Origin of the sequence: Anaerosolibacter carboniphilus, assembly GCF_014205875.1 — a bacterium.
Taxonomy (GTDB): Bacteria; Bacillota; Clostridia; order Peptostreptococcales; family Thermotaleaceae; genus Anaerosolibacter; species Anaerosolibacter carboniphilus.
On the sequence record NZ_JACHEN010000016.1, the window covers coordinates 58,561 to 72,949 of the forward strand.

Annotated in this window: 15 protein-coding genes; 14 read left to right on the forward strand and 1 reads right to left on the reverse strand. The window is 35.8% G+C overall.

Annotated elements, in window-relative coordinates:
- Positions 1 to 54: 54 nt before the first annotated feature.
- Positions 55 to 867, forward strand: a complete 813-nt coding sequence (gene spo0A, locus HNQ80_RS13380; protein ID WP_184311160.1) for a sporulation transcription factor Spo0A — start codon at positions 55 to 57, stop codon at positions 865 to 867.
- A 213-nt stretch (positions 868 to 1,080) separates the two neighbouring features.
- Here the strand turns inward: spo0A and HNQ80_RS13385 are convergent, their stop codons facing one another.
- The gene (locus HNQ80_RS13385; RefSeq protein ID WP_184311161.1) at positions 1,081 to 1,251 is read right to left on the reverse strand and encodes a hypothetical protein; all 171 of its coding nucleotides are present in this window, start codon (positions 1,249 to 1,251) and stop codon (positions 1,081 to 1,083) included.
- A gap of 530 nt (positions 1,252 to 1,781) precedes the next feature.
- Between HNQ80_RS13385 and HNQ80_RS13390 the strand changes: the two genes are divergently transcribed.
- From HNQ80_RS13390 to HNQ80_RS13450, 13 genes are all read left to right on the forward strand, one after another.
- On the forward strand, positions 1,782 to 2,327 hold the full coding sequence (locus HNQ80_RS13390) for a site-specific integrase (RefSeq protein WP_184311162.1): 546 nt from the start codon (positions 1,782 to 1,784) through the stop codon (positions 2,325 to 2,327).
- Positions 2,328 to 2,726: 399 nt separating this feature from the next.
- On the forward strand, positions 2,727 to 3,848 hold the full coding sequence (gene steA / locus HNQ80_RS13395; RefSeq protein ID WP_184311163.1) for a putative cytokinetic ring protein SteA: 1,122 nt from the start codon (positions 2,727 to 2,729) through the stop codon (positions 3,846 to 3,848).
- Positions 3,849 to 3,863: 15 nt separating this feature from the next.
- Positions 3,864 to 4,751 (forward strand): copper transporter, encoded by an 888-nt coding sequence (locus tag HNQ80_RS13400; protein ID WP_184311164.1) that lies wholly within the window; start codon positions 3,864 to 3,866, stop codon positions 4,749 to 4,751.
- An 11-nt stretch (positions 4,752 to 4,762) separates the two neighbouring features.
- On the forward strand, positions 4,763 to 5,443 hold the full coding sequence (locus tag HNQ80_RS13405; protein ID WP_184311165.1) for a glycosyltransferase family 2 protein: 681 nt from the start codon (positions 4,763 to 4,765) through the stop codon (positions 5,441 to 5,443).
- A 4-nt stretch (positions 5,444 to 5,447) separates the two neighbouring features.
- The gene (locus HNQ80_RS13410) at positions 5,448 to 6,260 is read left to right on the forward strand and encodes an MraY family glycosyltransferase (RefSeq protein ID WP_184311166.1); all 813 of its coding nucleotides are present in this window, start codon (positions 5,448 to 5,450) and stop codon (positions 6,258 to 6,260) included.
- Positions 6,261 to 6,320: 60 nt separating this feature from the next.
- On the forward strand, positions 6,321 to 7,418 hold the full coding sequence (locus HNQ80_RS13415; protein WP_184311167.1) for a DUF3866 family protein: 1,098 nt from the start codon (positions 6,321 to 6,323) through the stop codon (positions 7,416 to 7,418).
- A 173-nt stretch (positions 7,419 to 7,591) separates the two neighbouring features.
- The gene (locus HNQ80_RS13420) at positions 7,592 to 8,140 is read left to right on the forward strand and encodes an NUDIX domain-containing protein (RefSeq protein WP_184311168.1); all 549 of its coding nucleotides are present in this window, start codon (positions 7,592 to 7,594) and stop codon (positions 8,138 to 8,140) included.
- A gap of 91 nt (positions 8,141 to 8,231) precedes the next feature.
- Complete coding sequence (gene spoIIM / locus HNQ80_RS13425) at positions 8,232 to 8,867, forward strand: stage II sporulation protein M (RefSeq protein ID WP_184311169.1); 636 nt, start codon at positions 8,232 to 8,234, stop codon at positions 8,865 to 8,867.
- Positions 8,868 to 9,201: 334 nt separating this feature from the next.
- Complete coding sequence (gene xerD, locus HNQ80_RS13430; RefSeq protein ID WP_184311170.1) at positions 9,202 to 10,089, forward strand: site-specific tyrosine recombinase XerD; 888 nt, start codon at positions 9,202 to 9,204, stop codon at positions 10,087 to 10,089.
- 89 nt (positions 10,090 to 10,178) lie between these two features.
- The gene (locus HNQ80_RS13435) at positions 10,179 to 11,348 is read left to right on the forward strand and encodes a phosphopentomutase (protein WP_184311171.1); all 1,170 of its coding nucleotides are present in this window, start codon (positions 10,179 to 10,181) and stop codon (positions 11,346 to 11,348) included.
- A 13-nt stretch (positions 11,349 to 11,361) separates the two neighbouring features.
- Positions 11,362 to 12,195: a purine-nucleoside phosphorylase gene (locus HNQ80_RS13440; RefSeq protein WP_184311172.1), complete on the forward strand. Its 834-nt coding sequence runs from the start codon at positions 11,362 to 11,364 to the stop codon at positions 12,193 to 12,195.
- On the forward strand, positions 12,196 to 13,014 hold the full coding sequence (locus HNQ80_RS13445) for a purine-nucleoside phosphorylase (RefSeq protein ID WP_184311173.1): 819 nt from the start codon (positions 12,196 to 12,198) through the stop codon (positions 13,012 to 13,014). It begins immediately after the preceding gene.
- Complete coding sequence (locus HNQ80_RS13450) at positions 13,014 to 14,339, forward strand: pyrimidine-nucleoside phosphorylase (protein WP_184311174.1); 1,326 nt, start codon at positions 13,014 to 13,016, stop codon at positions 14,337 to 14,339. Before HNQ80_RS13445 ends, HNQ80_RS13450 begins: the two co-directional genes overlap by 1 nt.
- Positions 14,340 to 14,389: the final 50 nt, after the last annotated feature.

Sequence of the window (14,389 nt, forward strand, 5' to 3'; positions counted from 1 at the left end):
AATTTATTTAAAAGAAATTATAATATATAGAAAGATTTTCAGGGGGGTAATTTAGTGAAAAACATTAATGTATTAATCGCAGATGACAACAAGGATTTCTGTGACATTTTAAGTGAGTATCTTGGAAAACAAGAAGATCTGGAGATTGTGGGAGTAGCAAAAGATGGTTTAGAAGCTATTGATTTGGTAACAAAAAAATCACCAGATGTTTTGGTTTTAGATATTATTATGCCTCATTTAGATGGGCTAGGTGTTCTTGAAAAATTGAATTTAATGAACTTAGAAAAATTTCCGAAAGTAATTGTACTTTCTGCTGTAGGTCAGGATAAAATCACACAAAGAGCAATTAGCCTTGGTGCGGATTATTATGTAGTGAAGCCATTTGATTTTGAAATTTTTATCACTCGAATTAGACAACTAATGGGGAATAACGCTTCTGCTTCTGTATCTGAAAGAAAGAAAAATTATAGTGATTTATTAGTAAATACTTCTATGCCTGGTTCTCATAAAAACAGAAGTCTTGAAGCAGAGATTACAAATATTATTCATGAGATTGGTGTGCCAGCCCATATCAAAGGTTATTTATATTTAAGAGAAGCCATTACCATGGTTGTTGAAAACATTGAAATGTTAAGTGCTGTAACAAAAGAATTGTATCCTTCTATTGCAAAAAAATTCAATACCACTCCTAGTAGAGTGGAAAGGGCCATTCGTCATGCCATTGAAGTAGCCTGGAGCAGAGGAAAAGTTGATACGATCAATAATCTATTTGGCTATACGGTACATAATGATAAAGGTAAGCCAACTAACAGTGAATTTATTGCCATGGTTGCAGACAAGCTAAGAATAGAGCAAAAAGCCGTTTAATCGTTAGGTATATTTAAAATTCTAAATCAGCTGAAGCGTATTACAAATCCAGTAAACGTCCTGGAGATGTTCGTTTGAAAACGAATATCTCCAGGACGTTTTTATATTTTGTTGTCTTTTATAAATATTTTTGAGGTGATAGTAAGAATTTGAGACAAAGTTTGTTTATGATTACACTTTTGAAAATCTTTCTATAAATTTGGCAGTTGATTATTAATAGATCACCAACTCATGAGTCATGCTGTCGGTAAGGGTCAGTTTCAAGTCTATAGCATAGTGCTTAATCATTGCTTTTTGAATAGGTATAGGAACATCTTCTTTCTTTAGCCTTTTAGAAAAATCTTTCAATAGTTCAAACTTTATACGAAACATAATAATACTCATACATAACCTCCTAGTTTATTCTAATAAAGAAATTCGTCATAGACTGCACTTTTAGGACATCTTAATAATTCCAATTTATGTATTATTATCCATATTATAGTATTAATCATAAATCTCTTTCCCTCTAGGATTGGCTGTGCTTGATCTTTTATTGCAATTTGATGGTCTGGCAATACTATGCAATATTTGAAAGATTTAAGACGAATATGAGGCGATATTCAATAGAGAAAATACAATGTAACATAATAGTTATTGTGTTACATTCTTGCAAACAAAGAACCTGTTGAATTTTCAACGTTATTTGCTATGTCCTATTTACTTAAGTAACATAATGTATTTGACATTAACATTCAATGTAATATATTATTGAATAGAGATCTAGGTAGTCCCATAAATGTTTATATAGCAGTATTGCTTCCAAATTGGGTAAAAGGAGTCGTCCCACTTTCTCTAGCAATTGAACGCAGTATGATAAGAACGAGGTAATCTATTTAATAATCAGCACTACATTTTAAAAAAGGGGACAATAAATGAAAACAGTACAGCCTATAAGAGACAAAGATAAAATTGAGACAATGAAAAATGAATTACTAAAGTTAGGATATAAGAATTATTTGCTATTTGTAGTAGGAATTAATACTGGTTTAAGAATCAGCGACATACTAAATTTGAGGGTGTATCACGTAAGAAATAGAACGCATATAACAATCAAAGAAAAAAAGACAGGAAAAGAGAAAAGATTTTTAATAAACCACCAGTTGAGAAAGGATTTTGAGAAATACATATTTAATATGCAAGATATAGAGTATATCTTTCAAAGTAGAAAAGGTCAAAATAGGCCTATATCGAGGGTGCAAGCGTATAGGATTCTCAATAAGGCATCAGATATCGTTGGACTTGATGAAGTAGGAACCCATACGCTTAGAAAAACTTTTGGATATTGGCACTATCAAATATATAAGGATGTTGCTATTCTTCAGGAGATTTTTAATCACTCCTCGCCAAGTGTTACCCTAAGATACATAGGTATTAACCAAGATATTAAAGACAAAACGATCGAAGATTTTTATTTATAGTAGTTCATAATTTTTTTATGTAAACTTTTTTATCTTTTGGTCTCCACTTGTTTTATCGATGATATTACAGAATTATGAATAAACCAAAAACACCTCTAAGAATATTGATTTTCACACTTGATATTCCTAGAGGTGTTTTTATAAAAGTCTTCATTGATGATTCCAAAAGAGAACCTTTATAAGCACATGACGGAAATTATGATTTTATCCATACCTTTCGAAATTTATAATTTTTTATGTGTTATAAAAAAGTCTAAAAATTGTTTATAATAGTTCATAATACTTATCTATTTGTCAAGGCGGTTGTAATATGCTGTATAATAGTGTAAAATGTTATAGGTTTATATGGTTTTTTATTTCTATTGAACAAGTATGAATGCCGAAACCCTGGAGGTTATTATGATTATAAAATCTATCGCAAAAAAGGATAGGAAAACAAAAGAGCTGGTCAATCGATTACATGTGGGGGAAATAGCTGTCATCAACCACAGGGACATTGACGAAGTGGCAGCCAATTGCTTGGTTGATTGTAAGCCTAAGCTCATTATTAATGCAGACCAATCGATTAGTGGTCGTTATCCCAATCTTGGTCCAAACGTATTGCAAAACGCTGGAATTCCAATATTAGATCATGTAGGTTTAGAAGCCTTTGATATGATCCAAGAAGATGATATTTTAGAAATTATAGATGAAGAAATCTATCGCAATGGGGAATTTATTGGAAAAGGTCAACTCTTGACAGAAGAACTTATTCAGATGAAATTGGCAGAGACAGAAAAGAACTTTGAATATGAGCTTGATAAATTTATTGAAAACACCTTAGATTATGCCAAGAAAGAAAAAGAGTTCATCTTGGGCAGCTTAAAACTGCCTGAAATCAAAACAGTCTTTCAAAATAGACATGTTTTGGTAGTTGTTAGAGGGCAAAACTATAAGGAAGATTTACATGCTATAAAATCCTATATTGACGAGTTTAACCCTATATTGATTGGTGTTGATGGGGGTGGTGATGCCCTGTTGGAATTTGGGTATACTCCTGATATGATCGTTGGTGATATGGACAGCGTCTCTGACAAATGTCTTCTTATATGTAAGGAGATTGTTGTTCATGCTTATCCAGATGGACGAGCTCCCGGATTAACGCGGGTAGAATCGCTAAACAAAAAGGCCGTTATTTTCCCTGCTCCTGGTACCAGTGAAGATATTGCAATGCTCCTTGCCTTTGATAAAGGCGCTGATTTAATTGTTGCCGTAGGAACCCATTCCAATATGGTAGACTTTTTAGAAAAAGGTCGAAAAGGGATGGCTAGTACTTTTCTCGTGCGTTTGAAGGTTGGCTCGAAACTAATTGATGCAAAAGGAGTAAACAAGCTTTATAAAGAAAGTGTCAAAATAAAGCATCTAGTTGGACTTCTTATGGGTGCAATGATTCCAATTTTCATTGTAGGTATTATGTCTCCGCCAGTTCAACAGCTACTAAAGCTTCTTCAAATCAAGCTGAAATTTATTTTCGGAATGTAGATTAGGGGGTACAAAATGATTATTAATTTAAAATATTACGTCATCACAATTGTGGCTATTTTCCTAGCCATTGGCATAGGTATATTTATAGGCATCATGCTAGATGGCCAAGAGCTTATCGTTGAGCAGCAGCAACAGCTTGTCAGTCAATTAGAAAGTAAGTTTGGAGATTTTAAAGCGAAACAGGATGAACAGCAACAGCGCATTGACTTTTTGAATGCTGAGAGAGAAAAAAATTTAAGGTTTATGGATATCGCTTATCCTGAGATGATTAAAAATAAGTTAAAAGATTTGGATGTAGTAATCGTTGAAACCAGTGAGGACTATTCTTATTCTGGTATAGCAGAACCTTTTGGGGCAGCTGGTGTCCGTAGTGTGACCAATATTTTGATAAAGGATTCCTTTCTGTTTACAGATGATGCTACAGCTCAGGAGGTCGCAAAGGATTTAGCATTAAAGGGAACTTCAAAGGATGAAATCCAAAAGCAGCTGCTTAGAAGCTTTACCGATGCCTTGATAAGCGGCAACAATTTACAGCTTCTTCAATATCTGAAAGAACGAAAAATGATTGATTATTCGGGAGGGCTTACCTTCCCTATAGACCGTATTGTGGTCGCTGGAGGAAGCTTTACTGAAGCAAAAGAGATCTTAAATAAAATAGAAGTACCTATGATTAATATAATCAAAAACAGCAATATTCCTATCATGGCAGTAGAAAAGATTAATGTTGCCCATTCTAATATACCAGATTATAAAAAGTTAAGAATCTCCACGGTAGATAATGTAGATACCATTATTGGTAAAGCTTCTATGCTGATGGTAGTTAGTGGTCAAGAAGGTCATTTCGGAGAAAAAGAAACAGCAGAACAACTAATGCCAGAAGAATTTATTACCGTTGAATAGGAGATGAGTTTGTGTCAAAGAATATTACTGTTATTTTACCTGCGAAGGATGAAGCTGATAGAATAAGTTCGACCATTGAAGCCATAAGATTATCTAAATATGTAAATAGAATCATCGTCATTGACGATGGTTCTACAGATCAAACTTCTCAAATTGCAGAGGCACTGGGCGTTGAAACCTACCGTTTGCCAAAAAACTTCGGAAAAGGCTATGCTGTAAATTATGGTGTGAGTAAATCTATACAAAGTAGTGATATTATTGTACTCCTAGACTCTGATTTAGGGTCTTCTGCCAGTGAGGTTGATAAGCTCATTTTCCCTGTGCTTCAAAATGAAGCTGATGTGACCATTGCTAAATTTCCTCAGGCCCAGCGTAAAGGTGGTTTTGGACTAGTAAAAAATTTGGCTAGATATGGTGTTCATTTTTACACTGGTCAAATGATTTATACATCCCTTTCTGGTCAACGGGCTTTTAAAGCCGATGTCTTGCAGAATTTAGGCAGTTTTCCTTTGGATTATGGTATTGAAATAAGCATGACCATAGATATCCTAAGAAAAGGTTATACGATTAAGGAAATAGAAGTGAATATGACTCATCGAGAAACTGGCAGAGATATGGCAGGATTTCTCCACCGTGGAAGACAGTTTTATCAAATTTTCAAGGTTTTATTAAAGAAAGCACGAAAGGAATAAAATCATGGTTAGAGTACTTCTTTTTTTGATTGGATCATATGTCTTTACAAGGACGATTATACCATTCTTTTTAAGCCTCCTTATAGATGCTCAGTGCTTAAGAAAGAATTACAAAGGGGAACTTATTCCTGTATGCATGGGGTTAGTTTTTGTACCTGCTATTACCTTCAATATCTTTATGTATGTTGTTTTCATTGGCACAGGAAATATCAGCGAACTGCTTATTTTATTAGTAGGTGCTTTAGCCATGGGTTTAGCGGGATTGCTTGATGACTTGCTCGGCAATCGATCTGTTACAGGGTTGAAGGGTCATTTAAAAGCTATGCTCCAAGGAAGACTAACCACAGGAGGTTTTAAGGCTGCTTTTGGAGGCGTTATAGCTTTATTTATTAGCGTTCTTCAAGGTTATAATCCCTTAAATATTTTCATAAACACCCTGTTGGTTGCATTGTTTACGAATTTTATCAACCTTTTAGATTTAAGACCAGGAAGAGCAGCTAAAGGTTTTTCTCTAGGCGCACTGTTCATATTATTCTTCACCTTTTCACCTGTTCATCATTTGTTTTTAATTGGACTATTGGGGGCAGTTCTAGCATATTTCCCCTATGATTTGAAAGCAACAGCAATGATGGGGGATGCTGGCTCTAATATTTTAGGTATTTCTTTGGGTATTGCCAGCATTTACTCAGGTTTTACCATAAGAGTTGTTTTCTTATGTTTTCTAATTGGAATTCATTTATATGCTGAAAAATATTCTTTGACGGCAACAATAGAAAAAAATAGACTACTTCGTTATATAGACGCCTTAGGAAGATGATAAGAATATATATACCGAAAAGAAGACGTCATCATTTGAATAAAAGGAAGAGGTTCTAGTATGATGAATATAAAGTACGGAAAAGTAACAGAAGTGATTATAGAAAAGAAAAAGGTCACAGAGGTTTATGTTGATGTTGAGGGTAAAAAACAAAAAGCTATTAATTATAATCATTTGACAGGTGATATCAAGATTGATGATTCGGTACTTCTGAATACCACTGCTATTGATCTAGGACTTGGAACTGGTGGATATCATTTTGTAATTTGTAACCTTGATCGACCAGAACGATCTATTTCCAGTAAGGGACATATCATGAAACTACGGTATACGCCGTATCAGTTGAAGGTTTTTGCTGCTGAAGAACAAGAGAGTGAATATCATCACGTCTTTCATGATTTTCAATCTTTATTAGGTATGCCTGTCATCGTTGGAACCTTACATAGCATGCTGCCAGCCATCATTGAAACACTGATATCTCTTGATCCAAACATACGTATCGCTTATATTATGACTGACGGCGCAGCATTGCCCCTAGATTTGAGTAACCTGGTTTTTGATTTAAAAGAAAATAAGAAACTATGTGGAACTGTAACCATTGGTCATGCCTTTGGTGGAGATCTTGAATGTGTCAATATTTATAATGGTTTGATTGCAACAAAAGAGATTCTGAAGGCTGACATTACTGTGATTACAATGGGTCCTGGAATCGTTGGAACTGGTACAAAATATGGTTTCACAGGGATTGAACAAGGTAATATCGTCGATGCAGTGACCGATTTGGGAGGTACTCCCATTGCAATCCCTCGGATTAGTTTTACAGATCAACGGCCTCGGCATCAAGGAATCAGCCATCATTCCATTACTGTTCTTGATACGATATGTAAAACCTCTGCCATTGTTGGCATTCCGATCTTTGAAGGTATGAAGCATCGATTCATTGAAGATCAATTGATGCAGACCACGATCGCTCAAAAACATCAAATCACATTTAGGGAATGTGAAGATATACATGGTTTTCTTCTCAACTCATCTATAAAAATGAAAACCATGGGGAGGAATCTGCATCAGGAAATTGAATTTTTTACAACTGCTGGTCTTGCAGGCAAGCTCGCTATTGAACTTCTAACTGGGCGTTTATGTAAGCTTGTACGGTAGGATATGTGTTTGCTAAGTTTTCTAAAACTTCCAGCAAATCTGATATTCTACCAATGAAATATACCTGCTTTTTTGATATAATTGTATACATCTATTCACAACACCTTTCATAGATTATTTTATAATATTCTATGACTTGTCCTAACAAAATATGATTATTTGGAGGCGAAATGATGACTCTTCGAGAAAATACAATTAATTCCAAGAGAATTTACGAAGGTAGGATCATCTCTTTACGGGTAGACACAGTAGAACTCCCTGACAAAAAATATTCAACTAGGGAGATTATTGAACACCCAGGAGCAGCTGTCGTTGTGCCAATCACCGATGAAGGTAAAATCATCATGGTAAAACAATTTCGAAAGCCAGTAGAGGATTTTCTGATCGAAGTTCCAGCAGGAAAATTGGATAAGGGAGAAGAGCCCCTTCTGTGTGCCCATCGAGAATTAAAGGAAGAGACCGGTTACTCTAGTGGCAATATGCAGCATTTATTTACCTTCTTTTCTTCTCCCGGATTTGCAAATGAGACAATGCATCTTTTTATAGCCAGAGATTTGACTGTAGGAGAAGCAATCCCCGATGAGGATGAATATATCGAAATAGAGTCTTATGAGCTAAACCAACTCATCCATATGATTTTCAACGGTCAGATTAAGGATGCTAAAAGTATTATTGCAATCTTCGCTGTAAAACAGTTTTTGCAATCAACATCGGATCGTTAGGTTTGGTGGACAAAATCTTGCACAGAGTCATAATATCCCCTCGTCCAGCATAATATTTTATAAGAAGTGGACAGGAAAAGGGGGTATTTTTTTGTTTAGAAAAATTCGTGAGATTGCAAGCAGGCATATTCAAGGCAATCTTGTTATATATTTTATTGTTATCATGTTTTTACTCATCGGAATTTCAGCTGGTGCTTTTACTGTCAAGGCTTTGTCAGATGCACAAAGACAGGAACTAATAGGATATCTTAGAAGCTTCTTTCAGTTCATAAGTGAGAATACCTATGACACGTTTTCTATTTTGAAGCAGTCCTTATTAAACAATATTCAGACTGGTGTATTAATTTGGCTCCTTGGTATTACTATTGTAGGGATTCCTTTTATACTACTGCTGATCGCTTTAAGGGGTTTTATCATTGGTTTCACTGTTGGTTTCCTTGTGGAACAGATGGGTATTCGGGGATTGTTCTTTGCATTATGCGCTATTCTCCCACAAAATCTACTTATCATCCCATGCCTTGTTTCCATAGCAGTGATAGGTATAAGTTTCTCTCTAATGATAATAAAAAACAAACTTATGAAGAGTTATAAATCCGATATAATGCGGCAATTTGTCATTTATAGTACAATCGTTGCCACCTTATTCAGCATTATCCTCTTGGGTGCACTGGTTGAAGCCTATATCACACCTATTTTTATGAAGTTCGTATCTAGCTATATGCAATGATGGAGGTAATAATATTCATGGGATCCCCATACAAATCAAAAAATTTATTTCAGCTATTCATTGTGTTCTTAATGATTGTAGCCGTATTATTCATTTTCATGCCTTCCTTTATAGATCCTTTTCTTAAACTCATACTTCATAGGAATCTTCAGGAGGCTCCGAAAGAAAATAGTGTTTTAGTAATTCAACAATATCCTTCAAAACAGGAGGTATTTAAAAATAATTTGCTTATAATCATAAAATCAGCTTTGAAATGATAGAATTTAGAAGGAATTTTAATAAAGATGTTGAATAGTAGTTACATATGGATATAGAAACGAAGGGGACAAGTTATATGAATATCTTGCTTGATGCTTTTATTGATTATTTAGCAAATGTAAAAGAGTTGTCACAAAATACTCTTGATTCATATAAAAGAGATATCACACAATATATTTCTTTTTTGGATGAAAGAAAGATTGAGGACATACAATATACCAATAAGACAACAATCATTACTTATCTACTTTATTTACAGAAGAATGGTAAGGCAACTTCTACAATTTCAAGAAATCTTGCTTCTATAAGGTCTTTTTATCAATTTCTCCTTAATGAAAAATATATTGATAGAGATCCTACAATTAATTTAGAATCACCGAAATCTGAGAAGAAGCTGCCAAGCGTATTAAGTTTGAAGGAAGTAGAAGTACTCTTAACTCAACCTGATGAGGGGAATGAGAAGGGAATTAGAGATAAAGCAATGCTTGAGCTCCTTTATGCCACTGGAATTCGTGTATCTGAGTTAGTATCTCTAAACTATAGCGATCTCAACTTAGATATGGGTTACATAAAATGCAAAACAAGTAATACGAAGGAACGGATTATTCCTATAGGTAGTATGGCAAAAAAAGCCATTGAAAGATTTATAAAAGAATGTAGATTCAGCCTTGTGCGCGATGAGTCTGAGCAAGCTTTGTTCGTAAATTATCACGGTACCAGGCTAACTAGACAGGGTTTTTGGAAAATAATTAAAATGTATACACAAAAAGCAAAGATCGGCAAAAAAATCACCCCCCATACCTTGAGACATTCTTTTGCGACCCATTTGCTACAAAATGGTGCTGATCTGAGATCCGTTCAGGAGATGCTGGGACATTCAGATATCTCAACAACTCAGATTTATACTCAAATTACCAAAAATAAGATCAAAGAAGTATACAACAAAACCCACCCAAGAGCCTAAGCGGCTCTTTATATTTTTCTTTTAGAATGCCAAAACAATTCTTATAAAAGATTAAAAGGCACATCATTTCAATATACAGGAGGATCCACATGATTAATAGAGTCACTATTGTAGTACTTGATAGTCTGGGAATCGGAGCATTACCGGATTCATCGGAGTACGGAGATCACAACGTAGATACTTTAGGTAATATTTCAAAAGTATGTCAAGGGATTCATCTACCAAATTTAGTACGCCTTGGTCTAGGTAACATTGAAGGTATCAAAGGTATTGAAGGTATCCATGAACCCTTAGGCTGCTTTGGTAAAGCGAAGGAAATCTCTAAAGGTAAGGATACCATTACAGGTCATTGGGAAATGACAGGCCTCTATATTACAGAACCCTTTCAGACCTACCCAGATGGTTTTCCGCCAGAAATTATCCATGTTTTTGAAGAAAAGATTGGAAGAAAAATCTTAGGTAATAAGGCTGCATCAGGTACTGAAATTATCGAAGAACTAGGAAAAGAGCATCTTGAAACAGGGTGTCCCATTGTCTATACATCTGCAGACAGTGTTTTTCAAATTGCAGCCCATGAGGAGCTTATTCCACTGAATGAATTGTATAAGATGTGCGAGATCGCTCGCAGTATTTTGGTTGGAAAACACCAGGTTGCCAGAGTAATCGCAAGACCATTTATTGGTACTCCTGGCAGCTTTGAAAGAACACCCAATCGTAGAGATTATTCCATTTCACCAAAGGGTACAACAATCCTCGACCTTTTAACCAAGCACCATATGCATGTTCTTGCCATTGGCAAAATTGAAGATATTTTCAATGGCCAAGGTATTACTGAGGCCATTCATACAAAGGATAATATGGATGGAGTCAATGAAACCATTAATGCGCTTAAGGAGAGAAGAAAAGGGATAATTTTTACAAATCTTGTAGATTTCGATGCAAAATTCGGTCATAGGAGGAATCCTGAGGGATATAAAACTGCCCTTGAGGATTTTGATAAAAGAGTGCCTGAGCTACTAGCGACGCTGCATGATGATGATATCATCATTTTCACCGCTGACCATGGGAACGATCCAACCTATATAGGTACGGATCATACACGGGAGTATATTCCAATCCTCATATATGGTCATCAAATTAAAAAATCTATTAACATCGGCATTAGAGATTCCTTTGCAGATATCGCTGCGACCATTGCTGATATATTTCAGTTGGAAGGATTACAATATGGTGTTAGCTTCAAAAAATTAATATTATAGGAGAGGATAGATCATGAAAAATTTGCTTACAAAAATTGAGGAAGCCACTAATTATATTCAGCAGCAAACAGATATATCTCCCAAAATTGGCTTAATATTAGGCTCAGGTTTAGGAATGTTGGCCGATGAGATTCAAGATCCAATACATATTCACTATAAGGATATCCCTAACTTTCCAGTTTCGACGGTTAAGGGGCATGCTGGTAAGCTTGTACTCGGTAAACTTGAGGATCATAATGTAATTGCTATGCAAGGACGATTCCATTATTATGAAGGGTATTCCATGGAAGAAGTTACCTTCCCAGTCCGTGTAATGAAAGCCCTGGGGGTGGAAATCCTTATTGTTACCAATGCTGCCGGTGGAGTGAATACATCATTTCATCCTGGTGATCTAATGGTAATCAGCGATCATATAAACTGGGGATTTGATAATCCCCTTATTGGTAAAAATTTTGATGCGCTTGGGGTACGTTTTCCTGATATTTCTCAAGTTTATGATAAAGAATTGATTCGTCTTGTTCAGCAAGCAGGAGTTGAAACGGATTTGGTGTTGAAGGAAGGTGTATATGCCATGTTTACAGGTCCTACCTATGAGACACCAGCAGAGGTGAAAATGGCTAGATTTCTAGGTGCAGATGCTGTAGGTATGTCCACAGTTCCTGAGGTTATTGTAGCAGCCCATAGTAAAATGAAGGTTTTAGGAATTTCCTGTATTACAAATATGGCTGCTGGTATTTTAGATCAACCATTAGATCATCATGAGGTTATAGAAACCGCTGATAAGGTGAGAAATGCCTTTATCCTATTGCTTAAGAATACTTTAACAAAGATTGGGAGGAATAGTTAAATGAAACAAAAAATATTTGATGCAAGCAACTTTATAAAGAATAAGATCAGTACTGCCCCTGAAATCGGACTTATTTTAGGTTCTGGACTTGGAAGCCTGGCAAATGAAATAGAAAATCCGACGGTTATTCCTTACGATCAAATTCCTAATTTCCCTATTTCGACCGTTGAAGGTCATGAGGGACAGTTGGTCCTTGGTACACTAGAAGGGAAAAATGTAATTGCTATGCAAGGACGATTTCATTTCTACGAGGGATATTCATTACAAGATGTTACTTTTCCTGTACGGGTTATGAAAGAGCTAGGTGTAAAAATACTGGTTGTGACAAATGCTTGCGGAGGAATGAACCCTGAACTATATCCTGGTGCTCTTATGCTTATTGAGGATCATATCAACTTTACAGGCAGTAATCCACTTATAGGTCCAAATGATGAAGAACTCGGGCCAAGATTCCCTGATATGTCAACAGCTTATGATAAAGCATTGATTCATCTAGGAGAGCAGGTGGGTAAGCGACTAGATATCGAAACAAAGAAAGGTGTTTATGTTGCCATCAGTGGTCCAAATTATATGTCTGCTGCGGAATTAAAAATGTTAAGAAAGTTTGGAGCAGATACCCTAGGTATGTCTACAGTCCCTGAAGTCATTGTGGCACGTCATACAGGATTGCGTGTATTAGGAATTTCTTGTGTAACGGATATGGCAATTGCTGATACTTTAGAGCCTCTTGAACATGAACGTGTCGTTGAGATCGCGAATCAGACACGACCTAAATTTATTCGTCTTGTAAAAGGAATTCTTCGAGAGGTGAGCATGTAATGAGAATCTACGATATCATCTTAAAGAAAAGAAATGGGTTTGCCCTTACAAAAGATGAAATCAATTACTTTGTCCATGAATATACAAAAGGGAACATTCCCGATTATCAGGCTGCTTCTTTGTTAATGGCAATCTATTTTCAAACAATGAACAAGGAAGAAACAGCAAATTTAACGGAAGCCATGATGAACTCTGGAGATGTTTTGGACTTATCTAGGATTCATGGCATAAAAGTTGACAAACATAGTACTGGGGGTGTTGGAGATACGACAACACTGATCGTTGCACCTTTGGTTGCATCATGTAATGTCCCAGTGGCAAAGATGTCTGGAAGAGGGCTAGGGCATACAGGAGGAACCATCGATAAATTAGAATCTATAAAAGGATTCCATGTAGAATTAACAAATGAACAATTTATCGAAAATGTGAACCAGCATAAAATCGCAGTTATTGGTCAGTCTGCAAACCTGGCACCAGCTGATAAAAAACTATATGCATTAAGGGATGTTACTGCCACAGTAGATAATCTTTCTCTTATCGCGAGTAGCATCATGAGTAAAAAGCTCGCTGCTGGATCAAACGCAATTATTTTAGATGTAAAGGTTGGCAGTGGGGCCTTCATGAAAGATTTAGATAGTGGTATCGCATTAGCTCAGGAAATGGTGGATATTGGTCATCATATGGGCAGAGAAACCGTAGCTATTCTAACAAGTATGGAACAGCCTTTGGGTTATGCTATAGGAAACAGTCTTGAAATTGAAGAAGCCATTCAGACACTACATGGAAATGGACCTGAGGACCTTACAGAGTTAAGTACCACTATAGCAAGTTATATGGTATTATTGGCAAAGGAAGCTGTTGATATTGATGCTGCCCGTGAACGGGTTATGAAGCAACTACAATCAGGAGAAGCTCTCAATAAGTTTAGAGAGTTTATTGAAGCCCAAGGTGGAGATCCTAGCGTTACGATAGATGCTAGTCTTCTGCCTAAGGCTGCTTACACCATGGAGGTGTTGGCACCAGAGGATGGCTTTATTCAATCTATAAAAACGGATGATATTGGTGTTGCAGCCCTTGTATTGGGAGCTGGCCGTGAAAATAAAGATTCTCAGATCGACTTAGCTGCTGGAATTATTATGAAAAGAAAAGTTGGAGATCATATCTTAAAAGGCGAGCCCTATGCCACATTATATACAAATAAAAAAGATATGATGAAAAAAGCGCAAGATATTATTTTAAATGCTATCAGTTTGACAAATGTGCCTGTTGAAAAACCAAAACTAATCAAAGCAATCGTTATGAAAGATCATGTAACAATTATGTAAATTTTTACAGCACTTTATGAATGTTTCTCCTGTGCATAAGGAAAGTAATT